At 61.6% G+C, this 23,703-nt stretch carries 24 protein-coding genes; 9 read left to right on the forward strand and 15 right to left on the reverse strand.

Features of this window, described 5'->3' with window-relative positions; genetic code table 11:
- Positions 1–37 precede the first annotated feature (37 nt).
- The gene (locus tag ACYQ14_RS13190; RefSeq protein ID WP_459888900.1) at positions 38–1,063 is read left to right on the forward strand and encodes a PH domain-containing protein; all 1,026 of its coding nucleotides are present in this window, start codon (positions 38–40) and stop codon (positions 1,061–1,063) included.
- A gap of 7 nt (positions 1,064–1,070) precedes the next feature.
- Here the strand turns inward: ACYQ14_RS13190 and ACYQ14_RS13195 are convergent, their stop codons facing one another.
- The 8 genes from ACYQ14_RS13195 to ahaH all read right to left on the reverse strand — a co-directional run bounded on the left by ACYQ14_RS13195 (position 1,071) and on the right by ahaH (position 9,355).
- Positions 1,071–2,495, reverse strand: a complete 1,425-nt coding sequence (locus ACYQ14_RS13195) for an ATP synthase subunit B (protein ID WP_459888902.1) — start codon at positions 2,493–2,495, stop codon at positions 1,071–1,073.
- Between the two features lie 2 nt (positions 2,496–2,497).
- Entirely contained in the window at positions 2,498–4,261 is a 1,764-nt protein-coding gene (locus tag ACYQ14_RS13200) for an ATP synthase subunit A (RefSeq protein ID WP_459888904.1), read from the reverse strand.
- Between the two features lies 1 nt (position 4,262).
- Positions 4,263–4,604 carry a V-type ATP synthase subunit F gene (locus ACYQ14_RS13205; protein WP_283836203.1) on the reverse strand — a complete coding sequence of 114 codons (342 nt, stop codon included), beginning with the start codon at positions 4,602–4,604 and terminating at the stop codon, positions 4,263–4,265.
- Positions 4,601–5,653, reverse strand: coding sequence for a V-type ATP synthase subunit C (locus ACYQ14_RS13210; protein WP_283836205.1), 1,053 nt, complete (start codon positions 5,651–5,653; stop codon positions 4,601–4,603). Before ACYQ14_RS13210 ends, ACYQ14_RS13205 begins: the two co-directional genes overlap by 4 nt.
- Positions 5,650–6,231: a V-type ATP synthase subunit E gene (locus tag ACYQ14_RS13215; RefSeq protein WP_459888906.1), complete on the reverse strand. Its 582-nt coding sequence runs from the start codon at positions 6,229–6,231 to the stop codon at positions 5,650–5,652. Before ACYQ14_RS13215 ends, ACYQ14_RS13210 begins: the two co-directional genes overlap by 4 nt.
- Positions 6,232–6,250: 19 nt before the next feature.
- A complete protein-coding gene (locus tag ACYQ14_RS13220) occupies positions 6,251–6,517 on the reverse strand; it encodes a hypothetical protein (RefSeq protein WP_459888908.1) in 267 nt (88 codons plus the stop codon).
- Positions 6,518–6,726: 209 nt separating this feature from the next.
- Positions 6,727–9,036, reverse strand: a complete 2,310-nt coding sequence (locus ACYQ14_RS13225) for a V-type ATP synthase subunit I (RefSeq protein WP_459888909.1) — start codon at positions 9,034–9,036, stop codon at positions 6,727–6,729.
- The gene (gene ahaH / locus ACYQ14_RS13230) at positions 9,023–9,355 is read right to left on the reverse strand and encodes an ATP synthase archaeal subunit H (RefSeq protein WP_283836212.1); all 333 of its coding nucleotides are present in this window, start codon (positions 9,353–9,355) and stop codon (positions 9,023–9,025) included. Before ahaH ends, ACYQ14_RS13225 begins: the two co-directional genes overlap by 14 nt.
- A gap of 176 nt (positions 9,356–9,531) precedes the next feature.
- On the opposite strand from ahaH, the gene ACYQ14_RS13235 reads away from it, so the two are divergent.
- A complete protein-coding gene (locus tag ACYQ14_RS13235; RefSeq protein WP_459888911.1) occupies positions 9,532–10,158 on the forward strand; it encodes a methyltransferase domain-containing protein in 627 nt (208 codons plus the stop codon).
- Between the two features lie 98 nt (positions 10,159–10,256).
- Here the strand turns inward: ACYQ14_RS13235 and ACYQ14_RS13240 are convergent, their stop codons facing one another.
- Positions 10,257–10,781 (reverse strand): type IV pilin domain-containing protein, encoded by a 525-nt coding sequence (locus ACYQ14_RS13240; protein ID WP_459888913.1) that lies wholly within the window; start codon positions 10,779–10,781, stop codon positions 10,257–10,259.
- A gap of 42 nt (positions 10,782–10,823) precedes the next feature.
- Positions 10,824–12,041 (reverse strand): DUF7096 domain-containing protein, encoded by a 1,218-nt coding sequence (locus ACYQ14_RS13245; RefSeq protein ID WP_459888914.1) that lies wholly within the window; start codon positions 12,039–12,041, stop codon positions 10,824–10,826.
- A gap of 157 nt (positions 12,042–12,198) precedes the next feature.
- Between ACYQ14_RS13245 and ACYQ14_RS13250 the strand changes: the two genes are divergently transcribed.
- The gene (locus ACYQ14_RS13250) at positions 12,199–13,437 is read left to right on the forward strand and encodes a helix-turn-helix transcriptional regulator (RefSeq protein ID WP_459888916.1); all 1,239 of its coding nucleotides are present in this window, start codon (positions 12,199–12,201) and stop codon (positions 13,435–13,437) included.
- Positions 13,438–13,534: 97 nt separating this feature from the next.
- Here ACYQ14_RS13250 and ACYQ14_RS13255 read toward each other — a convergent pair whose 3' ends face one another.
- Both ACYQ14_RS13255 and ACYQ14_RS13260 read right to left on the reverse strand, forming a co-directional pair.
- Positions 13,535–14,530: a radical SAM protein gene (locus tag ACYQ14_RS13255; protein WP_283836382.1), complete on the reverse strand. Its 996-nt coding sequence runs from the start codon at positions 14,528–14,530 to the stop codon at positions 13,535–13,537.
- A 126-nt stretch (positions 14,531–14,656) separates the two neighbouring features.
- Positions 14,657–15,217 (reverse strand): cysteine hydrolase family protein, encoded by a 561-nt coding sequence (locus ACYQ14_RS13260; protein ID WP_459888917.1) that lies wholly within the window; start codon positions 15,215–15,217, stop codon positions 14,657–14,659.
- A 196-nt stretch (positions 15,218–15,413) separates the two neighbouring features.
- Here ACYQ14_RS13260 and ACYQ14_RS13265 point away from each other — a divergent pair, with 196 nt between their 5' ends.
- Both ACYQ14_RS13265 and ACYQ14_RS13270 read left to right on the forward strand, forming a co-directional pair.
- On the forward strand, positions 15,414–16,514 hold the full coding sequence (locus ACYQ14_RS13265) for a DUF373 family protein (RefSeq protein ID WP_283836221.1): 1,101 nt from the start codon (positions 15,414–15,416) through the stop codon (positions 16,512–16,514).
- Positions 16,515–16,581: 67 nt separating this feature from the next.
- Positions 16,582–17,061 carry a cupin domain-containing protein gene (locus tag ACYQ14_RS13270; RefSeq protein WP_459888918.1) on the forward strand — a complete coding sequence of 160 codons (480 nt, stop codon included), beginning with the start codon at positions 16,582–16,584 and terminating at the stop codon, positions 17,059–17,061.
- A 27-nt stretch (positions 17,062–17,088) separates the two neighbouring features.
- Here ACYQ14_RS13270 and ACYQ14_RS13275 read toward each other — a convergent pair whose 3' ends face one another.
- From ACYQ14_RS13275 to ACYQ14_RS13285, 3 genes are all read right to left on the reverse strand, one after another.
- Complete coding sequence (locus tag ACYQ14_RS13275) at positions 17,089–17,931, reverse strand: polyprenyl synthetase family protein (protein ID WP_283836224.1); 843 nt, start codon at positions 17,929–17,931, stop codon at positions 17,089–17,091.
- Positions 17,932–18,147: 216 nt separating this feature from the next.
- Complete coding sequence (locus ACYQ14_RS13280) at positions 18,148–19,104, reverse strand: electron transfer flavoprotein subunit alpha/FixB family protein (RefSeq protein ID WP_459888919.1); 957 nt, start codon at positions 19,102–19,104, stop codon at positions 18,148–18,150.
- Complete coding sequence (locus tag ACYQ14_RS13285) at positions 19,101–19,892, reverse strand: electron transfer flavoprotein subunit beta/FixA family protein (RefSeq protein WP_459888920.1); 792 nt, start codon at positions 19,890–19,892, stop codon at positions 19,101–19,103. Before ACYQ14_RS13285 ends, ACYQ14_RS13280 begins: the two co-directional genes overlap by 4 nt.
- A gap of 246 nt (positions 19,893–20,138) precedes the next feature.
- On the opposite strand from ACYQ14_RS13285, the gene ACYQ14_RS13290 reads away from it, so the two are divergent.
- The 4 genes from ACYQ14_RS13290 (at position 20,139) to ACYQ14_RS13305 (ending at position 23,647) form a co-directional block, all read left to right on the forward strand.
- Positions 20,139–20,612, forward strand: a complete 474-nt coding sequence (locus tag ACYQ14_RS13290) for a TRAM domain-containing protein (RefSeq protein WP_459888921.1) — start codon at positions 20,139–20,141, stop codon at positions 20,610–20,612.
- Positions 20,613–20,936: 324 nt separating this feature from the next.
- Positions 20,937–21,395 (forward strand): Tfx family DNA-binding protein, encoded by a 459-nt coding sequence (locus ACYQ14_RS13295; protein ID WP_459888922.1) that lies wholly within the window; start codon positions 20,937–20,939, stop codon positions 21,393–21,395.
- 90 nt (positions 21,396–21,485) lie between these two features.
- Positions 21,486–22,289 carry an SDR family oxidoreductase gene (locus tag ACYQ14_RS13300; RefSeq protein WP_459888923.1) on the forward strand — a complete coding sequence of 268 codons (804 nt, stop codon included), beginning with the start codon at positions 21,486–21,488 and terminating at the stop codon, positions 22,287–22,289.
- Positions 22,290–22,375: 86 nt separating this feature from the next.
- Positions 22,376–23,647: a molybdopterin molybdotransferase MoeA gene (locus ACYQ14_RS13305; RefSeq protein ID WP_459888924.1), complete on the forward strand. Its 1,272-nt coding sequence runs from the start codon at positions 22,376–22,378 to the stop codon at positions 23,645–23,647.
- Positions 23,648–23,703 lie beyond the last annotated feature (56 nt).

The following is a 23,703-nucleotide window of genomic DNA, read 5'->3' on the forward strand; positions in this document are numbered from 1 at the left end:
ATTTTGTAATCGTCACTCGTACGAACTACCACACACCGTGTCACGTCGAACACAGTCCGGGACGCTTCCGGAGACGCTCGAGGAGCCCGACGTCGGATTCGTCGCCATCGCAGGCGTCTACGTAGGTGCCGTCTTGCTAGCACTTTTGATCACCGGCGGGCTCGCAGTCGGCGCGTCGGCTCTGGCCATCGTCGGAAGTATTTCGACCGCCGGAACGGTCGGACTCATCGCCGGTGCCGTGCTCGCACGCCGAGCGAACGGCTTTCCCGAGCGACTCGGTCGTAGAACGCGATCGCTGGCGCTCCCGTTCGTGATTCCAGGATTGTTCGCCATCGTCGGGATCGCAGGAGTCGTCTTCTCATCGATCTCCGCGGTCGTAGCGCTCGCGGCTGGGGCTAGCGCCGTCGTCACCGGCTCCGTCACCGCGGTCGTCGCCAGAATGGCACGGACCCGATACGCTCGAGCGGCAACCTCGACGAACCCGATCGTGACGGTACCCTGGTTACTCCCGAACCGCGGCCTCTATTGGATCGGATTTGGCGTGGTCTGTCTCGCCATCGCCGGGCTGTTCGCCCTTCGAGATGGATCGATCCTTCGAGGACGCCCGCTGTGGTGGTCCGTACTCATCGGACTGTTCTCCATCTTCTTCGGCATCTCGATCAGGGTCAACAGAAGGGGTGGCATTCGAGAGGCGATCCGGTCCGGTCCGCCTCGTCGCAGCGTCCTCGACGCGGAGTGGGGGATGGCCGGTTCCGGCACTCTCGAGACGGCAACGAAACTGCAGATACACGACGCGGGAATAGTCCTCAAGCGACCGATGCGCCGTACGTTTGTCCCGTGGTCTGTCGTCGACGATATTCGATTGACCGACACCAAACTCGTGATCGAACGCCGCCGCTGGTTCGATATTCGGTGTGATCGTATTCTACTCGACGACGCTGAAGCGGTTCTCGAGACGATTACCGAGGCGTGGACTGATGCCGTCCGTTCACCTGATCGGGACTATTCGGCTTCCTGTCGGTCGATGTCTACCCAAGAACAAGCAGAATCGGAATCGAAATAGAGCGAATTTAGTCAGCCGAAACGGCTTCGGCTTCTTCGCCGTCTTCTTCTTCGCGGTAGTGCTCTTCGATGAGCTCTTCGTCGATACGGTTGAGAGCCTCTTTCGGCAGCATCGAGAGCAGATCCCAGCCGATCTCGAGGGTTTCCTCGATCGAGCGGTTGGTGTCATAGCCCTGCTGGACGAACTCCGTCTCGAAGCGATCGGCGAAGTCGAGGAACTTGTTGTCTCGTTCCGAAAGCGCTTCGCGACCGACGATGTTCACGAGGTCGCGCAGGTCCTCACCCTCCGCGTACGCGGCGTACATCTGGTCGGAGACATCGCCGTGGTCCTCTCGAGTGAGGCCCTCGCCGATACCGTCGTCCATCAGCCGGGAGAGGCTGGGCAGGACGTTGACCGGCGGTTCGATACCCTGACTGTTCAGATCCCGATCCATCATGATCTGGCCTTCCGTAATGTAGCCGGTCAGGTCCGGAATCGGGTGAGTGTCGTCGTCGCCGGGCATCGTGAGGATCGGAATCTGGGTGACCGATCCCTCACGGCCTTCGATTCGACCTGCCCGCTCGTAGAGCTGGGCCAGGTCGGTGTACATGTATCCGGGGTAGCCACGTCGACCCGGAACCTCCTCACGTGCGGCACCGATCTCTCGGAGCGCCTCACAGTAGTTGGTCATGTCCGTTAGGATGACCAGCACGTGGTAGTCCTTCTCGAAGGCGAGGTACTCGGCGGTCGTCAGGACGAGCCGCGGCGTGACCTGGCGTTCGACTGCCGGGTCGTCCGCGAGGTTCATGAAGACGACCGAGCGCTCGAGTGCGCCCGTTCGCTCGAAGTCCTGCATGAACTCGTTTGCCTCTTCTGCGGTGATTCCCATCGCGCCGAAGATGACTGCAAACTCCGATCCGTCCTCGTCGTCTCCTTCCTCCTCTTCAGGCACGGTCGCCTGCCGGGCGATCTGGAGTGCGAGTTCGTTGTGCGGCAGACCCGATCCGGAGAAGATCGGAAGCTTCTGGCCGCGAACCAGCGTGTTCATGCCGTCGATGGCGGAGACGCCGGTCTGAATGAACTCCTCTGGATACTCCCGGGAGTAGGGGTTGATCGCTTCGCCGACGATGTCGTGTCGTTCGTCGGGGACGATTTCCGGACCGCCGTCGATCGGGTTGCCGGAACCGTCTAACACCCGTCCGAGGAGATCCTCGGTGACGGGCATCTTCATCGTCTCGCCCAGGAAGCGAACGGATGCGTTGCGGTCGATTCCGCCCGTCCCCTCGAACACCTGGATCGAGACAATCCCTTCGCTCGATTCCAGCACCTGACCGCGCAGCGTTCGACCGTCCTCGGTCTCGATCTCGACGATCTCGTCGTAACCGACCGGCTCGTCGACCTCGGCGAACACCAGCGGACCGCTGATTTCCGTGATAGTCTGGTACTCTTTCATTGTTAGTACAGTGCTCGCAGTTGTTCTTTGAGATCGTTCTGGATCTCGTCGATGAACTCCTCGTACTCCTCGGCCGTTCCCATTCGGTTGAGCCGCGGTGCGGCGTCGACGTCCTGGATCTCTTCGACGGGAATGCCCGCCTCGAGGGCCTCGAAGGCCTCGTCGTTGAACGTCTTGATCGCTCCGAGCATCTGGTAGGTCTTTTCGGGTTCGCAGTAGGTGTCAACGTCGTGGAGCGCGTTCTGCTGGAGCCATGCTTCACGCAGGTAGCGTGCGACCTCGAGGGTCAGCTGCTGGTCCTCCGGCAGGGCGTCCTTGCCGACGAGCTGGACGATCTCCTGAAGTTCGCCCTCCTCGTCAAGGACGTCGACCGCCCACTGGCGAACGTCCGACCAGTCGCCCGCGATGTTGTCCTCCCACCACGGATCGAGCTGGTCCTTGTACAGCGAGTAGGACTCGTTCCAGTCGATCGATGGGAAGTGCCGACGTTCCGCGAGGTCGGCGTCGAGCGCCCAGAACGTCTTGACGATACGCAGGGTGTTCTGGGTGACCGGCTCGGAGAAGTCCCCGCCGGGTGGCGAAACCGCACCGACGACCGAAATCGATCCTTCGCCGCCGTTGATCAGCTGGAACTTGCCGGCGCGCTCGTAGAACTCCGAGAGTGACGCGGCAAGATACGCCGGATACCCTTCTTCGCCGGGCATCTCCTCGAGTCGACTCGAGATTTCGCGCATGGCCTCTGCCCACCGGGAGGTGGAGTCGGCCATCAGCGCAACGTCGTAGCCCATGTCGCGGTAGTATTCTGCGATCGTAATTCCCGTATAGATACAGGATTCACGCGCCGCGACGGGCATGTTCGACGTATTGGCGATAAGGCAGGTCCGGGCCATCAGCGGGTTCCCGGTCTGTGGGTCCGGCAGTTCCGGGAAGTCCTCGATGACCTCGGTCATCTCGTTGCCGCGCTCGCCACAGCCGATGTAGACGACGATGTCCGCGTCGGACCACTTGGCGAGCTGTTGCTGGGTGACGGTCTTCCCGGATCCGAACGGACCGGGAATCGCCGCCGTCCCACCTTTTGCAAGCGGGAAGAGTCCGTCCTGGACGCGCTGTCCAGTGACGAGGGGCTCGGTTGGGGTCTCCTTGTCACCGGCGGGACGGGCCTCACGGACCGGCCACTCCTGGTGCATCTGGATCTCCTCGCCGCTGTCCAGTTCGACGACGGTCTCCTCGACCGTGAACTCGCCACTTTCGACGCTCGTGACTTCTCCGCCTTCGTAGTCCGGCGGGACCATCACTTTGTGTTCGATGGTGACCGTCTCCGGCACGACGCCGACGACGTCACCGGGTTCGACCGAATCGCCTTCCGCGACTTCGGCCTCGAACTCCCACTCTTTCTCGAGGTCGATACCGGGGGCGTCGACACCGCGGTCGAGAAACGCCGTCCCCATCTTGTCCTCGAGGACATCGAGCGGGCGCTGGACGCCGTCGTAGATGGAGTCCAGCATTCCCGGTCCGAGGTCGACGCTGAGCGGTTCGCCCGTGTTCTCGACGGGTTCGCCGGGGCCGACGCCGGAGGTTTCTTCGTACACCTGAATCGTGGTCAGGTTCCCTTCGATTTCGATAACCTCGCCCATCAGCCCTTCGTCGCCGACGTAGACGACGTCGTTCATCCGGGCGTCGAGGTCCGCGGCGGTCACGACTGGACCGCTCACGCTTTCGATGACACCGCCAGATTCGGCGGCTTCCGTGTTGTCTGCCTGACTCATACTAGTTCTCGTTATCGTCTTCGTCCTCTTCCATCAGGTCGATACCGATCGCGCGCTTGATCTGGTCACGGAGTCCGCCGCCACCGGTACCGCTTCCGATGGTGACGACGACCGGTTCGACACTCGTTTCGACGTTCTGTCGGACGTTTCGAGAGAGGTGCTCGAGATCGTCGTCGTGCATGACGACGATGCCAACTCCGTCGTCGTTCAAGACTGTGGTGACGGCGTCGTCTAAGTCTTCTCCCTTCTGGTCGTCCGGCACGTTCTCGAACCGGCGGACACCCGCCAGCCGAAAGCCGGTGGTAAACTCCGAACTGCCGACAACTGCGATTTCCTGGCTCATAGGATCACCAGTTCCTCTTCGATCTCGGTTTCGTCCAGTCCGACTTCGCGACCTCGTGCAATCGCGCGAATGTTCTCGACTTCGCGTTCTTTCGCGAGGATGTAGGACAACACTGCCGATACCGAGACCGGGTAAATACTCGAGAGTCGATCCGAGTACTCGAGGAGTGCGGCATCGAGTGCGTGTTCGAACTGAATGAGGCTCTCTGCGTTACGAAGTCGTCCGAGCGCGGTCGAGAGGCGATCGCCGTATCGTCCGCTCTCTGCGATGTGATCGACGAGTTCGTCGTAGTCCGTGACGAGTCGGGAGAGTTCGGACTCGTCGAACAGGACGCCGCCTTCGATGTAGTACTCCGCCGGATCGAGGCCGGAGCCACTTCGTGCGAGCCGAAGCGCGTTCCGAGCGTTCCGGAAGTCGATCTCCGCCTGCAGGAACTCGACGTAGAGGGCGTCCGGCCCTTCGGACGGTCGTCCGAGGTCGTCGAGTAAGTGCTCGTAAAACTCCCTGTCGAGTGCGTTCTCGAGCGGAACGAGAACGCCGGTCTCCTCGTACACCTCGTAGGCTTCAGAAAGCGGCTCGTAGTACATCGTTCGACCGAGCACCTCGATCGCGTCTTCGATCTCGTCGACCTCGAGCAGTCGATCGATCGTCGCCTCCTCGAGTTCGCCGGCGCGGATGAGGTCGGTTTCGATCTCTTCGGCGGGCGTGTCCGTGTAGATGCCGCGGATGATCGTTTTTAGGTTCCAGACATCGAACTTTCTGAGGTAGCGGGCGATACGGTCGTAGACGCGACCGTTCGACCAGTCTAGCAAGTCCTCGAAGTGTCTTGCGAGGTTCTGGTTCAACGCGTATTCGATCAGGTCGACGCCGGAAAACCGCGTGCCGAGCTGGTTGATTTCGCGTTCGTACTCCGTCTCCTCCATAAACCGTGCGATCCCGCTCGGCCCCATCCGGACCAACTTCCGATAATCCTCGTCTGCGAACAGCGCGGCTCGGCGTGACCGAACACGTGCGTTCACGTATTCCGGATTTGAGGCACCTGCGCTCATTGCTCGAATAGTTGGTCGCTGATCTCCCGGAGGTTGTCTTCCCAGACGTTCTCGAGCAGCGAGTCGAACGTGTTGTTCACACGGACTCGCGATTGCTCGCTCTCGACGACGACGCCGCCGAGACAATCGTAGTCTCCGGCGAACGTGTAGCCGTCGTACTCCTCGAGGATCGACTCGAGAAGCTCCTGGTCGTCGGATCGACCGTAAACGCTCACGTCTTCGCCATCGTCGAACTCGACTGCCGCGGCGTCGAGGAGTGTTCGCGTGAGTTCTTCACGGGTGTCTCCCTCGAGCGCTACGAGTTCGTCTTCGACGGTTTCGTGAACGTCGTTGAGGACGTCGCGGCGTGCCTCCAGGCGCTGTTGTTTCGCCTCCAGTTTCGCACTGGAGAGTCGCTGTTCGCGAAGCTGCTCGATCTCACGTTCGACCTCGCGCTCTGCTGAGGCTGTAATCTCCTCGGCGTCTGCCTCGGCTGCCGATTCGATCTCCTCGGCGCGGGCGTCACCCTCTGCGCGTATGTCTTCCGCACGCGCGTGGGCTTCTTCTCGAATGTCTTCAACGACTGTGTCCAAACTCATTGTGAGAAAAGGGGGGCGATTACAGGGCGAGGATGACGATGAGGAGCGCGAAGATAACGAGTGTCTCCGGAAGCACCGTCAGGATGATCCCTGGGATCAGCATGTCTCGGTCCTCGGCGACAGCACCGACGGCAGCGGCGCCGATACCACGTTCTGCGTATCCTGATGCAAGCGCTGCCAGTCCGACAGCGATCGCTGCGGCACCGTAATCAGTGAGGAACGGTGATTCTTCGACGGTTCCGTTCTGCAGTACGACCTCGGTAAGTGCGGCTCCAATTTCAATCATGTGTAAGGTAGTTCTCGGTGTCGTTCAACGGCTTCGAACAGGCTATTCTCGCCACGCGGACACTATAAATCCCCCGAAAGAATTCGACATAGCTAAGCCCTCTCATTAGGCCTTAGACTGCTGTGTTTGGGAGTAACACGAGTGTCGATTCGAGTCGTTCCGTGACTTCGAACGAACGATGAGAAAAACGAGATTCGACGTAAACGCGCTTAATCCGCTGTGTGTGTCTGATCTGTGTGTGTTCGATCGTCACCGAACGGCTCGTACTCTTCGCCGCCGCCCTCGTAGAACTTCTGGAAGAACTCGACGTACTCGAGGCGGAGCATCTGAATGCCCGCCGCGGTGATGCCGAGCAGGAGGACGACGATGTGACCGACAACGAACACTACGACACCGAGGATGATGCCGAGAGCCGAGAGCGCGATCCCGTCACCGAGGTGGATGAGTCCGACGAACTGTTGGGAGAGGTCTCCTGTCCCTGCGACAGTTTCTGCCCCAACGCCTGGGATGTCGAAGTACATGTAGCCGTTGGGAGCCTCGTAGGCACCGAACACCAGGAGGTTCACAACGAACGCCATGACACCCTTCGCGAGCAAGACGGCCACGATTCGTAGGTACGAAAGGACGTGACCGAACGCCCAGGCTGGCGTTTCGGCGACACCTGCAATTCCCTCACCGACGGCCACCATGACGAAGCCGACGAGGAACGCGACGAGGCCGATCACACCGACGAGTTCGGGGAACCCGGCGAAGCCGAGATCCATGAAGTAATCGGAACTGTGGAGCACCGCTTCCTCGCCGCTTCCGACGAGGAACGGCGGTTTGTACTCCGCCGCCGTCAGGTCCGTGCCGAGTCCGAGAGTTCCCGCGTCCTGATGGCTGAAGATCCAGATGAACAGCCCGTTGAGCGCGAGGATCCACGAGAACTTCTCGAAGATCGCGGCTTTCAGGCCGTGATCAAGCTCGTTAATGAAGCCGATGATCAGCCCGATGTTCAAGTGAACGAGGCCGAAGATGACGCTCACGACCGCCCACAGTAGGACCCACTCGACGGTCTGGATACCCTTCGAGAGCGAGCCAGCGAGCGGCAAGTACAGGCCGAGATCGGCCATGTGGACGCCGAAGATATCGTCGAACAGATAACCAAAGAAGACGGTAAATCCGCCGGCCCAGACTGCGATCGACCCGATCGCGCTCATCGCGTCGGAGTCGAAGAACTTCCAGCAAGCCCAGCCCATAGCCATGTAGAGGATACCGTAACCGATGTCCCCGATCATGAACCCGAACGCGGCCGGGAACGTCAGGAAGACGAGCAACGTCGGATCGAGCTCCCTGTATTTTGGCTGGCTGACCATCTGCACCATCATCTCGAACGGCTTGGCTGGCGTGAGATTGTCGAGGACGACCGGTGGATCCTCGTCCATCGTCACGGCACCGTCGTCGCGGTTCGCCGTGCCGCCGTCCGTTGCCGCCTTGGGTTTCTCGCCGTCTTCTTCGGCGGCCGTCTCGTCGGTGTCCTCTTCGTCACCGACGACGCCTCCTTCCTCAGCTGGAACCGGAGCCGAGTGCGTCGGCGCGCCGTGTCGATCGTACTCGGCGCGCTCAAGCTCTTCGATCTCGACGCTGTCGCCGACCGCGTCGTTCAACGATGCGACGAGTTCGTCGTACTCTCCGGAGGGAATCCATCCCTCAGCGATGAACGCTCGACGCGTCGTCGCGAACTGGAGCGGGGCATCGGCCCGTTGCGCTTCGATGCGAAGCTCCTCCTCGATCCGCAGGAGGAATCCGCCCTCCTCGAGTTTGATCTCGCCGAGTTCGGCGTCGGTCGCGTCGAGTTCGTCCTCGAGAGTTGCTTTGCGCTCCTCGAGTTCGCTGACGTACTCCTGTGGACTCTTCTCGGTGTCCGGGACAGCGTAGCGATTGAACTCGATCCCGACGAGCGCATCGTCGATGATGCCCGCCGGCTCGTCACCCTCTGCAGGTGCCGCGACGATTGCGACGACGTCGCCTCCCGTAAACGTCTCGTACGCGTCGATCTCCTCGGCGTCGTCGAGCACCGCGTCGACTTCCTCGGGCGCTCCTTCGCCGACGAGCACGTCGACGTGCTTGTAGCCCGAAAGCAGATCGAGGTCGATTCCGAGTTCGGCGAACGGACCGACCCGGTCGAGTCGCTCCTCGACTTGTCGGAGCTGTTCGCGGACCTCGCTTCGCTCGTCGTCGAGCTCGTTTACACGGGTCCGGACGCGCTCGAGGCGCGCCTCCCAGTCGTCAACGAGCGTTCCCGGGGCGACGTCGTCGGCCGAGAGATCGAGCGTACTCTCGAGCGCTCGAACCGTCACCAGCTTCTCGGAGACGTTGTCGGCTCCTTCCATGGGGTTGCCGTTTTCGAACCCCTCCCAGGTGCCGTCGTAGTCCGAGAGGTGGACCAGGTTGAGCTCGTGAATCGTCTCGATGACCGCGGGCATGACGCCCTTCGAGCCGGTCACCGAGATCTTGCTCATCTGCTCAGGTCTGAGCATGGACGTCCTCCTGGAACAGGGAAACGACGTGATCGGTCACGTCGTCGACCCGCTCTTCGGCTCGTTCGACGAGTGCCTCGCGATCCGCCTTCCCCTCCTCGAGGACGCGTTCGCACTCGTCGTCTATTTGTTCGCGCGCCTCCTCAAGCCGGCGTTCTTTGAGTTCACGCGCTTCCTGTTCAGCGTCTGTGCGAATCTCCTCGGCGCGTTCCCGGGCCTCGGCTATTCGCTCGTCGCGGTCGTTTTCTGCCTTTGCGACGATGTCGTCGGCCTCGTGTTCGGCCGACTGAAGTCGTTCGAGAACCTCTGGCCTCGGCATAATCTAAGCAAGCGAACGTTTGCTCAAGCGCGTATATGGTAGTTGCGAAAGTGATCCACTGATTGGGCCGTCAAAACGCCTAAATCATGACATGGTTACGCAATACACAATTCCGAAATTCGTCCAAAAGGACAGAACAGCAAGCATATTGTGTTCGAACTGAAACCCTACGACTAATGGGAATCCTCGAGAACAAAGCCAGGGCTCGGCTCTTTTATAAGTACCTCTCGACGGTGTACGACCGGATCAACCCGTTCATCTGGAACGAACAAATGCGAACCGAGGCCCTCGACTTGCTCGAGTTTGCGGAGGATATGACGGTGCTCGATGTCGGTTGTGGGACCGGATTCGGGACCGAGGGCTTACTCGAGGAAGTCGATCACGTCTACGCGCTCGATCAGAGCGAACACCAACTCGAGAAGGCCTACGGAAAGTTCGGCAAACGAAATCCGTCCGTCCAGTTCCACCGCGGGGATGCCGAGCGGCTCCCCTTCGCGACAGATACGTTCGACGTCGTCTGGTCCTCGGGATCGATCGAATACTGGCCGAATCCGATCCTGGCGCTTCGAGAGTTCCGTCGCGTCCTGAAACCGGGCGGACAGGTCCTCGTCGTCGGACCGAACTATCCCGACCGCCTCGCCGCACAGAAACTCGCCGACGCGATGATGCTCTTTTACGACGAGTACGAGGCCGACCGAATGTTCAAAACGGCCGGCTTCGAGGAGGTCAAACACAAGTTCATGGGGCCGTCTTACGAACCCGACGTTGCGATCACGACGATCGGTCGTGCCCCCGAGAATTGACTCGACGCGTTTCGCTTACCGCGTCGCGTTTGGTCTCTAGCTCGCGTCGATCGGCGTCGCGTTCTTATCCCTGTTAGGTTGCCATCTTCTCAAAGCCGTCAGGTTGCCGTCTCCTCGAGTACCGCGATTCGATGGGTATCAATAGCGAGCGTCACGGTAACCGTATCGCCCGTCTCTAATCCCGGTTCGTTCGTCGACGCCAGTCGGACGCTCGCAGATTCTCCTCCGCGCCAGATCGAATCGCTTCTGGCGTTGAACGGTCCGGTCGGCGTCTCATCGAACCCCTCCGCACCGACGAACGGAACGGGCGGCTGTGATTCGAGGGGGTCGCCGTTTATTTCGATGGTTATCGCGAGTTTGTCGACGTCGATCGAGTCTCCGCCGATGTGTTCGAGTTCGATCGTCGACTGCTGACCGTCGGCAGCGAGATCGAATCCGGCCGCCGGCGGAGACGGTGCCGTTCCAATCGAGTTTGCACCGGCTGCGACGACGGCTGCGAGAACGACGGTAACGACGAGCAACGTCAGTATCCCGACGAGCGAGCTGACCGCTCGAGTCTCCGCTTTCGTTCCCCGCGGAAAGTCTGAATTTCGCGTTTGGAACGCCCTATCGTTCGAAGCCACACGGAACGATGGATCCGTTATCCGGGATAAACCCTCGGCCAGCTAGGGTCTCGTCAGTTCGACTTCCCCACCGTTTGCCTCGACTTCGACGGTGTACTCTTCGTCCGGTGGCAAGAGCCAGATTGTCCCTTTGTCGTCGGTCTCACCGGCCTCGATTCCGTCGATGGATACGGTTGCAGACTCGACGGGATCGTCTGACTCCGAGTCGTTGACGATGATCTCGATTGGACCGTTCGACGGCGTCTCGTTGTGGGTGAGAACCAGGCCGTTGTCCGTCTCCGTCGTCGTTTCGGAAATCGGTAACGAATCGAGGCTCAACTCCTGGACCTCGTGGTAGATCTCGCCGGAGTTACTGTCGAGGAACGTAGAGAGGACTCCCTGACTGTGGGATATTTCGGCGTGATAGAAGTTCGCTGGGTCCTCGTTGCGATCGCGGAAGCTCGTTTCACCGTCTTCTGCCGCCCACGGGTACAGGTCTTCCGTGTGATGGAACGCATCTATCGTTTCATCGAACTCGTCCCAACCATCTCTATCTCGGTTGTCGAAGCGAGTCGTTTCGACGACGTACGTGTCATCGACTATCGTTTCGAGTTGATACCCGTTTTCGGACGTTTCGATCTCGATAGTCTGTCCCGTTGCGGTTTCCTGCGTCGTTCCATCGGCTAGCGATCGAACCGACCCCTGTTGCATGTCGAGTCGATGTTCGTCTTCGGTGAGGTCGATGCTGTAGCCCAGAATCTGGTCCTCTTTGTCGTCGATTTCGTCGATCGTGTCAGCGAGCGAGTTCGCCTCGTTGTAGTTCCTGATGAGCTTTTGGATGAACTGTTCGCTAGAGATTTCGTTGTTCGCGTGAGCGGCGGCGGCCGTGTGCGAGCGGTCCTCGAGCTCGTTCGTTCGGTTCTGGACGTACTCTCTCGCCGACCTGATCATCGAGATCTGCTCGTCGCTCGTCGCTTCGTCGAACTCGTGGTCGAGGATTGTGTATCGATCGTATTCGCTCCGCAGTTCGTCGTCAGCGGTCGCGAGTTCGGTCCCTAATGTTGTGCTATAGTCGACCGTGTCCGTCCGAGTCTCTCCAGTTAGTTCGAGGCGGTTCGTCGTGCCGTCGAGGGCCGTCGGTTCGACGGATTGGACGGTCGTCGCCTCGTATCTCTCATCAACGTGGCTACCAGCGGCTGATGGATTCGCCGCACTGACGGCCATCGCTGGGAGGGAGAAGACGAGAAGCAACGCGAGGAGGGCGGGCATCGCGTTCGTCATTACATTACTCTATAACCCTCTGGTACAAAAATGAGTCGACAAGTGACGATCGATAGTAATCGCGGACTACCACCAGACTGCGAACGCACCCGACGAAGTAATACGTGATTTTCCGATGGAAAGTGTTTTTTCCCCTGGGAAACCACCGATTGTACGTATGCGGTTATCGACCGCCTTCACGCTTGCCCTCACAGCCCTCCTCGTTACGTCGACGCTCGGAGCAGTGGCCGCCTCTCCATCTACGCCCGCACCGACGGTGGACGATCGAACCGCCGTCCACGCTTCCACCGCAACGACTGTCCAACACTCGGACAGTTTCGGGGCCGCGGATCCGAAACAGGTCTTCACCATCAACATAACCGAATCCGGAGACGCTGAATGGACCGTCGAAAGTCGCTTCATTCTGGAAGACGACGACGAGACTGAACGGTTTATGGAGTTTGCTACCGACCGAGTCTCCAACGACGACTACCCCATAACGGCGTTCGATCAGGCCAGAGCAAACGCCGAGCAGGCGGTCGATCGAGAGATGTCGATTGAGGACGACCAGTGGAACGAGCCCCGTACCGAGGCACCGACAGAAGACGAACACGACACGATCGAGGCCGATGACGACCTCGATGTCGAAGACGCGAAAATCGGAGTCATCTCCTATTCGTTTACCTGGACGAATTTCGGGAAGGTCGACGGTGACCGTATCTACGTCGACGACGTGTTCCAGAACGATGACGGTAGTCTGTTCTCCTTCCTCAACAGCAACCAACAACTCGTTATTCAGGTCCCGCCAAATTACGAAGGGGCGACCCCGGGCGAGGACGACGGTGTCTACACCTGGACCGGTCCCACGGAATTAGACAACGAACCCGACCTCGTCTTCCTGTCGTCGGTCGGTACGAACGGTGGTGGCTTCGACGTCGGATGGATCGGGGGTGGACTCCTCCTGTTCGCGCTCGTGTTCGGCATCGGCGGTTATCTTCTCGCTCAGCGCCGCTCGGATCTCGAGAAACTTTCCGAACGCGTTCCGTGGGTTTCACTGCCGGGAACAGCGGACGGTGATGCCGGTGCGGAGGGCAACTCTTTCGGGACGAATCGCTCGGTTCCGCCGGCGGGCGAGACTCCGGTTTCTGACGGTCGTCGCGACGCCGAACTCGAGTTTGACGAGGTCGAGGATGTCGATCCGTCGCTGTTGAGTGACGAGGAACGCGTCCACAGAATGCTCAGTGATAACGGCGGTCGAATGAAACAGGCGACGATCGTCAAAGAAACCGGATGGTCGAACGCGAAGGTTTCCCAACTGCTCTCGAAGATGGACGATGACGAGGAGATCGAAAAACTCCGAATCGGTCGCGAGAACCTGATCACGCATCCTGAAGTCGACCCAACCGAGATCGACTGACGAACGGCTGGCACTTCGAACGGAATTTTACCCAAATATCACATCCAACCGTCGACAAAAAAGTTGCTCGTCTACCGGCCGGTCACGGTCCAAGACACTACGCGAGCGGCGTTCGTTCGACTACTTGTCCGTCATACGTGGGATACTGCTCGACGATTTCCCCGTCCTCGAGGTCGCCCTCGTCGATCATCTCCTCTAAGAGCCACCAGGCGACTTCGACGTGGTTCGTCTTGACGGTGTAGAACTCCTCCGGAACGCCGAGATCCGCAAGTCGATCCGGTTCGGCGTACGTTTTTCCGTAGACGAGCGTGCCGTCGTCGGTGACATCGTCGAACTCCCTGCGAACGTTCCGTGCGACTCGTTTGAGTCGCCGTCGGTGCTGGGCGGCGTCTTTGAACACGGAGGTACAGAAGTAGGTCCGTTCGTGATCGCCCATTACGTCGAGGATCTTCTCGCGGTCGTTGTCCACCGCACTCATGTGATCTTCTTTGAGTTCGTACCCCTCTTCTTGCATCCGGCGGAAGTTCCCGTCGCTCATCTCGAACTCGTTGATGTTACAGAACTCGGCCGCGCCTTCGTCGAGGAACTCGAGGAACTCCGGTTCGGGGCGAATGCCCGGAATCTCGAAGGCGGGTGTGAGTCCTTCCTCACGCGCGATGTGGAGAATATCCTCCCATTCGGTCCCGTGGAGGTCGCCCCACTGCTCGAGCGGCGGGTGGAACCGTATCTCGTCGAGGCCGGCTTCGGAGAGTCGGCGCATGTTCTCTCGGCCGCCCGGAATCCCGGTGTAGAGGTGGGTGTGGTGGTCCTCGCCGAACTCGTCTTTGAGCAATTCGAGGTAGTGACAGGTGCGCTCTAAAGCTTCCTGGGGTTCCCCGCCCGTGATCGACGTTCCGAGCGCGTCCATCCGATGGGCTTCGGTGAGCACGTCCTCGTCGTCCTCGACGAGCCGTTCGTTCGCGTAAACGTCCGTGACGTTCTTGCGGTTCTCGCCGAGCGGGCAGTAAAAGCAGTCGCGCTGGTCGCAGTAGCCGTAGACGAACAGCACCATCTTTCCGCCTTTCGCACACTGCTCACAGCCCTTCGAAATCATTCGACTCTTCATACAGTCTCGAGGGTCAAAAGCCGTGCGAAACGCGCGATGGGTGTGTTGCATGCTCACGCCGCAGTCGTCGCTCGCGTCCGAAAGCGGCCGCCGCTTCCCGATCTGGGCGGGTCGTTACTCGAGGAGGGCGGCGGTCTCGAGAACCGTCGCGAATTCGCCTCGAAGATGTGCAAGCGCGTGCTGGTGGGTCGTCTCGGCGTCGAAGGTCGTTCCGTCGTTCCCCTCGCGGTCGAACGTCGCGGTGGCGTCCGCGACGACGATCGGATCGAAACCGCGGTTCTCGGCCATCCGGGTCGTCGTCGACACGCAGTGGTCTGTCGTAAACCCACAGCAGACGATCGTCTCGATGTCGCGCTCTCGGAGCCACGACTCGAGTTCCGTTCCGACGAACGCGCCGTTGACCCGCTTTTCGACGACGGGTTCGTCATCTCGAGGCTCGCCCACCGGCTTGAACGCGTTGCCGGGTTCGTCCGGTCGAAGCGGCGAGTCGGGTTCGGTCGAGCTATGTTTGACGTGGACGATCGGCTGTCCGGCCTCGCGCCACCGCGAGCGCAGCTCGCCGATCCTCGCCTCGGCGTCGGGATTGTTCCGCTCGCCGTAGACGGGATCGTCGAATCCCTTCTGCACGTCGATGAGGAGGAGTGCGACCGGCCGGTCGCTCGCAAAGAGGCTCATACCGGCTCTTGGCGGGTCGATGGGTTGAACGCTTCGACCGGGGCCCTCGCTCGATCGGATGCTGTCTGCCCGATCGCCGGCCCCTCGAGGCAGCCTTTTCGACCGTGGTTCGATCGATTGGCGGTCCGTCGCTTCACCTCCCTTCGAGGGGCCGTACCCCGAAGATGGAAATACCACGCCCCCGTACCCCGAGGCGATGCTGTTGGTCCTGTGCGTCGATCTCGACGACGATCTCGGCCGCAAGACCGGCTTCTCGACGCCAGTTATCGGCCGCGAGCCAGTCGAGGAGGCGGCCGTCGCGCTGGCGACCGCCGATCCCGAGGACTCGGACGTCAACGTCATTTTTCAGGGGATCCACGTCTACGACGACCTCACAGAGCGCGACGAGAGCGTCGAGGTCGCGGTCGTGACGGGTAACGACGGCGGCGACGTCGACGCGAACCGAGAAGTCGGCGACGAGGTCGATACAGTCCTCGCGAGCCTCTCGACTGCAGAGGACGTCACGACGCTGGTCATCACCGACGGCGCACAGGACGAGTCCGTTATCCCGATCATCCGCTCGAGGGCCCCCATCGACGGCGTTCGGCGAGTCGTCGTTCGCCAGGCCCAGAACCTCGAGTCGATGTACTACACGATCAAGCAGGTGCTAAACGACCCCGAGACACGCGGAACCGTCCTGATTCCGATCGGGATCCTCCTGCTGATCTACCCGCTCGCGCTGATCGGCGCGCTCCTCGAGCTCCCGGGGCTCGTCCTCGGCGTCACCTCGACGTTGCTCGGGCTGTATCTCATCTCCCGAGGTCTCGGGCTAGGCGAGTACCTCGACGCGACCGTCGAGTACGGCCGCAGATCGCTGTACGCGGGTCGAACGACCCTGCTCGCGTACGTCGTCGCCGCCGCGTTGTTCGTCCTCGGGGGCGTCAGCGGGGTCAATATGCTCGAGGACACTCGAGCGGCCTCCTCGAGCGAGCTCGGGATCCCCATGATGCTCGCCGCGCTGGTTTACGGCTCGGTTCAGTGGTTCGCAGCGGCGGGGATAACGACCAGCCTGGGCCAGATCACCGACGAGTACATCGCCGGCCGGCTCGAGTGGCGATACCTCAACGCGCCGTTTTACGTGATCGCGATCGCGGTCGTTCTCTACGCGGTCAGCGGGTTCTTCCTCGACGAATTCGGGATCGCGACGCTCGCGACCGCACTCACCGCGGGCACCCTGCTCGGTATCGTGAGCACGCTCGCGTTCGCGGTCGCAGAATCGAGGTTCTCGGAGGGGTCCCGGCGAGCGGATAGCGCGTAGGAACCCGAGGTATCGGCACGAACACGGTTCGCAAAAAACTATTTTCTCTCCCTTCTGTACGTGGGCTATGGCCCCGATAAACGCGGACGACCTCGAGTGGACGAACCTGAACCAGGGAACGATGAACGTCCGACGAAAACAGTTGGGCGAGGCGGCGGACGGCGACCAGCTCGGATGTAGTCTCTACGAAATCCCATCCGGGAGCGAATCGTGGCCGTACCACTACCACACAGCAAACGAAGAAGCGATGTACGTGCTCGCGGGGACCGGAACGCTTCGACTCGCGGACGAGATGTACGACCTCAAGGACGGCGACTACGTCTCCTTCCCGGCCGACGAAACGGGCGGGCACAAGGTGATCAACGACTCGGGCGGTCCCCTCCGGTACCTCCTGTTCTCAACGATGAACGAACCCGATGTCTCCGTCTATCCGGACTCGGAAAAACTCGGCGTGTTCGTCGGCGCACCGCCGGGCGGACGCGAGGAACGGTCCGTTCAGGGGTACTATCCGAGGGACGGCGACGTCGACTACTGGCAAGGAGAGTGAGCCCGATATCCACGGATGGGCCAGCGACTACCGCTCGCGCTCGACGACGAACTCCGCCAGCTCGAGCAGGTAGTCTCGTGCCTCCGCATCGACGACGTCGACCGTTCCCAGGGCGTCGATCGCCCGATCCGCTTCCGTGCGTGCACGCGTGTTCGCTTCTTCGGGCGTCAGATCGGTTACCTGCACGACGGAGGGTCGCTCGAGGGCGGCGTCGTGGCCCGTCGGTTTCCCGAGTTCCGACGCGTCGGCCGTGGCGTCTAACACGTCGTCTCTGATCTGGAAGGCGACGCCGACGCGTTCGGCGTACTCCCCGAGCGCTTCGACCGTGAACGGGTCGGAGTCGGCCGCGATCGCGCCGAGTTCGGCCGCGGCGCGAAACAGCGCACCGGTTTTTCGCCGCGCGAGGGTCATGTACTCGGCTTCGTTCGATGGCTGTGAGGAGAGCTCGGTCGCCTCGCCGACGCCGAGTTCGACCATCGATTCAGCGACGACCTGCGTCGCTTTGGGATCCGCCGAAAAGAGCGCGAACGCCTCGCCGAGTAACCCGTCGCTGGTGATAATTGCGGGCCCGTGGCCGAACTCGGCCCAGGCGCTGGTCGTCCCCCGGCGAAGTTCCGAGCGATCGATGATATCGTCGATCACGAGCGACGCGCTGTGGACGAGTTCGATGCCGACGCCGAAGTCGACGGCGTCCGTCCGATCGCCGCCGACGGTTTCACATGCCAGTATCGTCACCATCGGCCGCACTCGCTTCCCCCCCGAGAGCGTCACGTGGCGAACTTCCGACCTGAGCGTCTCGGGGTCGACGCCGTCGACGACCTCGAGGAGACGCTCCTCGATCAGCGCCCGGCGGCGCTCGAGAAGTTCCATTGCCAGCGCTTTGGACGGGGGAAAAAAGTACGTGACGGTTACGGCCGAAGCAGTTCGGTTTCTCGAGACTGTTCGCACGAATTGGCAAACGGCCGGACGGTGAAAATAGCGCTCGTTTATCGCTATACCGTGGTTCTCGCTTCGCTCGAACCACGCGACTCACGGGCGTTCGCCCGTTCGCTATACCGTGGTTCTCGCTTCGCTCGAACCACGCAACTACTGAAACTCTTCGGTCAGCGCCGGCACGACGTCGAAGAGGTCGTCGTAGATCGCGTAGTCCGCGATATCCATGATCGGCGCGTTCTCGTCGGTGTTGATCGCGACGATCGTGTCCGAACCTTTCATCCCGGCGACGTGCTGGACCGCCCCGGAGATACCGATGGCGATGTAGACGTCGGGGGTGACGACCTTTCCGGACTGGCCGACCTGGCGGTTCTTCGGGAGCCAGCCGTTGTCGACGATCGGGCGCGACGAGGACAGCGTCGCGTCGAGCGCGTCCGCGAGATCGCGGATGATGTCGAGGTTCTCCTCCTCTTCGATCCCGCGGCCGACTGAGACCAGCACGTCGGCCTCGCTGATGTCGACGTCGCCGCCGCCGACCTCCTCGAAGCCGTTGACGCTCGAGCCGACCGCGTCCTCGTCGATATCGGCGTCGAAGGCTTCGATCGAGGCGTCGCCGGTGCCCTCCGCGGTGGGCCACTCGGCGCTTCGGATGGTGGCGACGGCCGGACCGGAATCGACCTCGACGGTCGTTTCGACCTTTCCGCCGTACATTTCGCGGTTGGCAACGAGCGTTTCGCCGTCTGACTCGAGCCCGACCGTGTCGGTGACGATGGGGAGGTCGAGTTCGTTCGCGACGGCGGGTGCGTAGTCGAGTCCGTTGACGCTGTTGGGCGCGAGGACGAACTGTGGACCGCACTCGTCGTAGAGCTGGCTGATCGCCTGCGTGTAGACGTCGTGGTTGAACTCCTCGCCGTGGTCGACGGTGTGGATGACGTCGACGCCCTCGCGGTTTGCCTTCTCGGCGAACTCGTCGACGGTGCCACTAATGATCACGAGGTGGAGTTCGCCGCCGGTCTGGTCGGCGAGTTCCCGTCCGGCGGTGATAATCTCGTAGCTGACGTCTCGCAGTTCGCCGCGTCGGTGGTCGGCGACGGCCAGGATATCGCTCATGGCGCCACCCCCTTCTCGCGGAGGAGATCAGCGAGCTGTCCGGCAGTGTTGTCTGCACCGCCTTCGAAGACGGTGACGTCGCTCTCGGTTTCCGGTTCGAACATTCCGGTGAGCGTCAGGTCGCCCTCGATGACGCCTTCGTCGACGCCGAGGTCGGCGAGACTCTGCACGTCGAGTTCCTTTCGCTGGGCCTGTCGGATGCCCCGAAGGCTCGCGTACCGGGGCTCGTTGATCCCGGTCTGGATCGTCAGGACCGCTGGCAGTTCGATATTCGTCAGCTCCTCGACGCCGCCCTCGAGTTCACGTCGAACCGAGGCTGTGCCGTCCTCGAAGTCGTGCTCGAGGTCGTTGACGACGGCTCCCCACTGGAGGCCGAGGTCCGCGGCCAGAGAGACGCCCGTGGCACCGAAGCTGTCGTCGCCGGACTGAACGCCCGACAGAACGAGGTCCGGGCCTTCTTCCTCGACGACGGCTCGGAGGATATCCGTTTTCGCACCGACGTCGAGCAGGTCGACGCCCTCGAGGGAGTCGTCCCAGACGCGGATGGCGCGGTCGGCACCCTTCGCGAGCGCCTGGCGGATGGTCTGTTCGCAGTCCTCAGGGCCGATCGTGACCGTGACGACCTCGTCGGCGACGCCGTCCTCTTGAAGCTGGACGGCCTCTTCGATGGCGTAGTCGTCCCATTCGTTGAGATCGGCACCGAGGTACTGGTCGGCGATCGCAGTACCGTCGATGTCGAACTCGTCTTCGACGGTCGCGACTTCCTTGACCGTAACGAGAATCTTCATCATTGTTTCGTGCGTTGCCATCCCCGTAAACGTTTTCGAAACCCTGTTTCATACACAAGCAGTTGACTCGATATCTTTTCGAGGGGGCGAGGACGTTCGTTGGATTGGTCGGCGACAATCGTAACGGCTCCCCGTTTCGGCGGCTCGGTTCGAGTCATTCGCAGGAAAAACCGGGAGTTCGCTATCGAGAGCAAACGTCGTTTCCAAGACGCAAGCGGTTTAACGCCGCCGCTGATAGGGAATCATATGGCAGACTGTCCACTTGCCGACGACTGTCCGAGCTTTTCGGAGCGGATCTCGGGTATGGGGTGTCAACACTACGGTGACCGTGGTGGAAAGGAGTGGTGTCAACACTACAACCAGCCGATCGACGATCTGAAGAGCCAACCGATCAAGCGCGGGGAAGAGGTCGTCGTCGACATCGTCGATATGCACGAAAGTGGTGCCGGAGTTGGGCGAACCGAAGACGGCTTCATCGTGATGGTCGACGGCGTGCTCCCCGAAGCTCGTTCTCGGGTCGAAATTCAGCGCGTCCACAGCAGCCACGCTCGAGCCGAAGAGATCGAACGGCTTCCGATGGAGTCGGACGAGGACGACGAGTCAGACGGAAGCGACGGCGAACGCGACGATGGCGCTGACAGCGAGACGACTGACGACAACCGAAGTGGGCAGCCGGACCGTGAGCGGCTCGGAAGCCGCGACAACTTCTGGGGATCGTAACGCTCTCACAGCGACAGCCTTTACGGTGGACAGTCGCTTCCATGGAGTCGGTATCGGAGATCGATTGGACAGTTCAGGATGTTCGTCTGGCAGTTTTTATGGAGGGGGCTGACAGCCCCCGTTCGTTCTCGAGTCGTTCGGGCATTGTTTAGATAAGGCGGTTCTAGTAGTATGCGTAGCCGCCGAAACGTTCATGCTCGTTTCACGAGCCCACGCTCCCCAAATACGGTTCGGCCACCCGATTCGATCGTAGACGCTTTGAGCCCGCCGACACGTAGTAGATCATATGAACACGCTCACGAACCTGCTCGGGAGGCCATCGTCGTGATCGACGACATCGAGGAGTTGCTCGAGGATATCGGGTTCGAGGCCGAGACGAGCATTCTGACCCACAGACAGGCACAGGTCCTCGCCTTGCGGGAGCGAGACGTTTCTCAGGCCGACATTGCTGATGCCCTGGGAACCTCGCGGGCGAACGTCTCCTCGATCGAGTCGAGCGCTCGAGAGAACCTGAACAAGGCCCGCGAGACTGTCGCCTTCGCGGAGGCGCTTCGAGCGCCGGTGCGGGTTCGAGTTCCGTCCGGAACGGACCTGTACGACGTGCCGCAGCTGGTCTACGACGCGTGCGACGAAAACGGCGTCAAGGTCGATCACACCGCCCCCGATCTAATGAAGGTCGTCAGCGATGCGGCCGGACCGGCGGTGAAAGGTCGAAAGATTTCCACCCCGCTCATCGTCGGCGTGACCTCGAATGGCCTTGTTCGGGTCCGACATCGGGAATAATCTGTTCGCTACCCTTTTGGGCTGCGCCCCTTCGATTGCGCTCGGTCGGTTTCCCTGAAGCCTTTGTCCCCCTACCCCGTTTGCCCCCGCATGGATCTGGACGTAGACGGTAACGCGGCACTGGTAACGGCATCCTCGAGCGGCCTCGGACTCGCGAGCGCGACGGCACTGGCCGAAGCGGGAGCGAACGTCGCTATCTGCGGCCGCACCGAGGAGAAACTCGAGAGCGCCAAAAAGTCGATCGAGGACGCCCGCGAATCCGCAGATGGAGCGTCCGGAGACGTTCTCGCAGTGCAGGCAGATCTCACGTCGCCCGAGGACATCGCCGATCTGGTCGAGGAGACCGTCGACGCGTTCGGCGGGATCGACCACCTGGTAACCTCTTCCGGCGGCCCGCCGAGCACGACGTTCCTCGAGACCGAACAGAGAGAGTGGTATCAGGCCTACGACCTGCTCGTGATGAGCGTCGTCTGGACGATCGAGGAGGCACACCCGCACCTGCTCGAGTCCGAATACGGCACGATCACCTCGATCACGTCGCGGACGGTCCAGGAGGTCGCGGATGGGCTCCTCCTCTCGAACGCGGTTCGCCGGGGTGTCATCGGACTCATCAAAACTGTTTCTCGAGAGTTCGCACCCGAAATCAGGGCCAACGCCGTGCTTCCGGGGACCATAGAGACGCCCCGAATCGAGGAGCTGATCGAAACCGGAATCGAGCGAGGAACCTACGAGGACTACGAGGCGGGACTCGCCGATCTCTCCGATGAAATCCCGATGGATCGAATCGGTCAGCCCGAGGAACTCGGCGAGACCGTCGCATACCTCTCGAGTCCCCGGGCGAGTTACGTCAACGGGGCCGAGATCCCGATCGACGGCGGCTTGCTCCGGAGTTAGAGAGTCCTCGAGGCCCTCGATAGCCCCACGAAATGCGACCGCGACGGTCCCGCACGTTTTTCCCCTCCGCCCGCACGTTTTCGAGTATGAAAGGTGCCGACCACGAGCGAACCGAAGCCGGGTTCAAGGTACGTACGCCCGTCGACGAGGCTCGCGCCGTCTTGAAAGACGCTCTCGAGTTCGACGAGCGCGAACCTGATACCGAAGCGCTCCCCATCGAACAGGCCAGCGGACGCGTGATCGCCCAATCGGTGACGGCGTCGCGAAACGTCCCCCACTACCAGCGCGCGGCGATGGACGGCTACGCGGTCCGCGCGGCGGACACGTTCGGAGCCAGCGACCGGTCTCCCGCCGTTCTCCGGGTCGCCGACGACGAGTCTGTCACCCCCGAGACCGCCGTCCGAGTCCACACCGGGAGTTCGATCCCGGAGGGGAGCGACGCCGTCGTGATGATCGAACACGTCGAGGAGTTCGACTCCTCGAGCGAACTCGAGGTCGCCGATGCGGTCGCCGAAGGGGAAAACGTCGCGCCGGTGGGCGAAGACGTCGAATCGGGACAGGTGCTCTACGAACCGGGACACCGCCTCAGGCCGTCGGATCTTGGCCTGCTCAAATCCGTCGGACTCGCGCGCGTCCAGGTCGCCAAGGAGCCTCGAGTCGGCGTCATCCCGACGGGCGAGGAACTCGTCCAGCACGACCCTGACCCCGGAGAGGTCATCGAAACCAACGGTCTTACCGTCTCAAGGCTGGTCGAAGGCTGGGGCGGACGAGCGACCTACCGAAACATCGTGACCGACGATCACGACGCGCTCCGGGCCGCCATCGAACGGGATCTGACCAAAGACGTCGTCGTCACGTCCGGCGGCTCGTCGGTCGGCGAACGCGACCTGATCCCGGAGGTCATCGACGACATCGGCGAGGTCGTCGTCCACGGCGTCGGGCTCAAACCCGGCCACCCGGTCTGTCTCGGCGTCGTCGAAGAGACGCCCGTTCTCGCCCTGCCGGGCTATCCCGTCGCCTGTATCGTCAACGCCGTCCAGTTCCTGCGTCCGGTGATGCGCTGGCTCGAGGGAACCGAGCCCGAGCCCCACCCGATGACGATGGCCCGACTTGATCGAAAGATCCCGAGCGAGCCCGCGACGCGGACGTTCGCCCGCGTCAAACTCGAGGAACGCGACGCGGACGACGCGGCGGATACCGCTTCCGAGGACGAACCGGATTTCGACGCGGTGCCGACGAGAGCCAGCGGCTCGGGCGTGCTCTCGAGCGTCTCGCTCGCGGACGGATGGGTCGTCGTCGACGACGACCGCGAGGGGATTCCGGCGGGCGAAACCGTCGCGGTGCAGCGGTGGGAGTGAGCGGCGCGAGCCGCCGTGTGCTCGAATGACACGACGTTTGAAAGGACGCGCCGTCT

It is taken from the genome of Halostagnicola bangensis, from assembly GCF_054653435.1.

What these genes read in the sequence shown, in the direction of transcription:
- ACYQ14_RS13280 (WP_459888919.1), bottom strand. Translation starts at nt 19,104, where the DNA reads ATGAGCGATATCCTGGCCGTCGCCGACCACCGACGCGGCGAACTGCGA.
- ACYQ14_RS13225 (WP_459888909.1), bottom strand. Translation starts at nt 9,036, where the DNA reads ATGCTCAGACCTGAGCAGATGAGCAAGATCTCGGTGACCGGCTCGAAG.
- ACYQ14_RS13270 (WP_459888918.1), top strand. Translation starts at nt 16,582, where the DNA reads ATGGCCCCGATAAACGCGGACGACCTCGAGTGGACGAACCTGAACCAG.
- ACYQ14_RS13210 (WP_283836205.1), bottom strand. Translation starts at nt 5,653, where the DNA reads ATGAGCGCAGGTGCCTCAAATCCGGAATACGTGAACGCACGTGTTCGG.
- ACYQ14_RS13255 (WP_283836382.1), bottom strand. Translation starts at nt 14,530, where the DNA reads ATGATTTCGAAGGGCTGTGAGCAGTGTGCGAAAGGCGGAAAGATGGTG.
- ACYQ14_RS13250 (WP_459888916.1), top strand. Translation starts at nt 12,199, where the DNA reads ATGCGGTTATCGACCGCCTTCACGCTTGCCCTCACAGCCCTCCTCGTT.
- ACYQ14_RS13305 (WP_459888924.1), top strand. Translation starts at nt 22,376, where the DNA reads ATGAAAGGTGCCGACCACGAGCGAACCGAAGCCGGGTTCAAGGTACGT.
- ACYQ14_RS13275 (WP_283836224.1), bottom strand. Translation starts at nt 17,931, where the DNA reads ATGGAACTTCTCGAGCGCCGCCGGGCGCTGATCGAGGAGCGTCTCCTC.
- ahaH (WP_283836212.1), bottom strand. Translation starts at nt 9,355, where the DNA reads ATGCCGAGGCCAGAGGTTCTCGAACGACTTCAGTCGGCCGAACACGAG.
- ACYQ14_RS13290 (WP_459888921.1), top strand. Translation starts at nt 20,139, where the DNA reads ATGGCAGACTGTCCACTTGCCGACGACTGTCCGAGCTTTTCGGAGCGG.
- ACYQ14_RS13285 (WP_459888920.1), bottom strand. Translation starts at nt 19,892, where the DNA reads ATGAAGATTCTCGTTACGGTCAAGGAAGTCGCGACCGTCGAAGACGAG.
- ACYQ14_RS13205 (WP_283836203.1), bottom strand. Translation starts at nt 4,604, where the DNA reads ATGAGCCAGGAAATCGCAGTTGTCGGCAGTTCGGAGTTTACCACCGGC.
- ACYQ14_RS13235 (WP_459888911.1), top strand. Translation starts at nt 9,532, where the DNA reads ATGGGAATCCTCGAGAACAAAGCCAGGGCTCGGCTCTTTTATAAGTAC.
- ACYQ14_RS13220 (WP_459888908.1), bottom strand. Translation starts at nt 6,517, where the DNA reads ATGATTGAAATTGGAGCCGCACTTACCGAGGTCGTACTGCAGAACGGA.
- ACYQ14_RS13200 (WP_459888904.1), bottom strand. Translation starts at nt 4,261, where the DNA reads ATGAGTCAGGCAGACAACACGGAAGCCGCCGAATCTGGCGGTGTCATC.
- ACYQ14_RS13245 (WP_459888914.1), bottom strand. Translation starts at nt 12,041, where the DNA reads ATGACGAACGCGATGCCCGCCCTCCTCGCGTTGCTTCTCGTCTTCTCC.
- ACYQ14_RS13260 (WP_459888917.1), bottom strand. Translation starts at nt 15,217, where the DNA reads ATGAGCCTCTTTGCGAGCGACCGGCCGGTCGCACTCCTCCTCATCGAC.
- ACYQ14_RS13215 (WP_459888906.1), bottom strand. Translation starts at nt 6,231, where the DNA reads ATGAGTTTGGACACAGTCGTTGAAGACATTCGAGAAGAAGCCCACGCG.
- ACYQ14_RS13300 (WP_459888923.1), top strand. Translation starts at nt 21,486, where the DNA reads ATGGATCTGGACGTAGACGGTAACGCGGCACTGGTAACGGCATCCTCG.
- ACYQ14_RS13265 (WP_283836221.1), top strand. Translation starts at nt 15,414, where the DNA reads ATGCTGTTGGTCCTGTGCGTCGATCTCGACGACGATCTCGGCCGCAAG.
- ACYQ14_RS13195 (WP_459888902.1), bottom strand. Translation starts at nt 2,495, where the DNA reads ATGAAAGAGTACCAGACTATCACGGAAATCAGCGGTCCGCTGGTGTTC.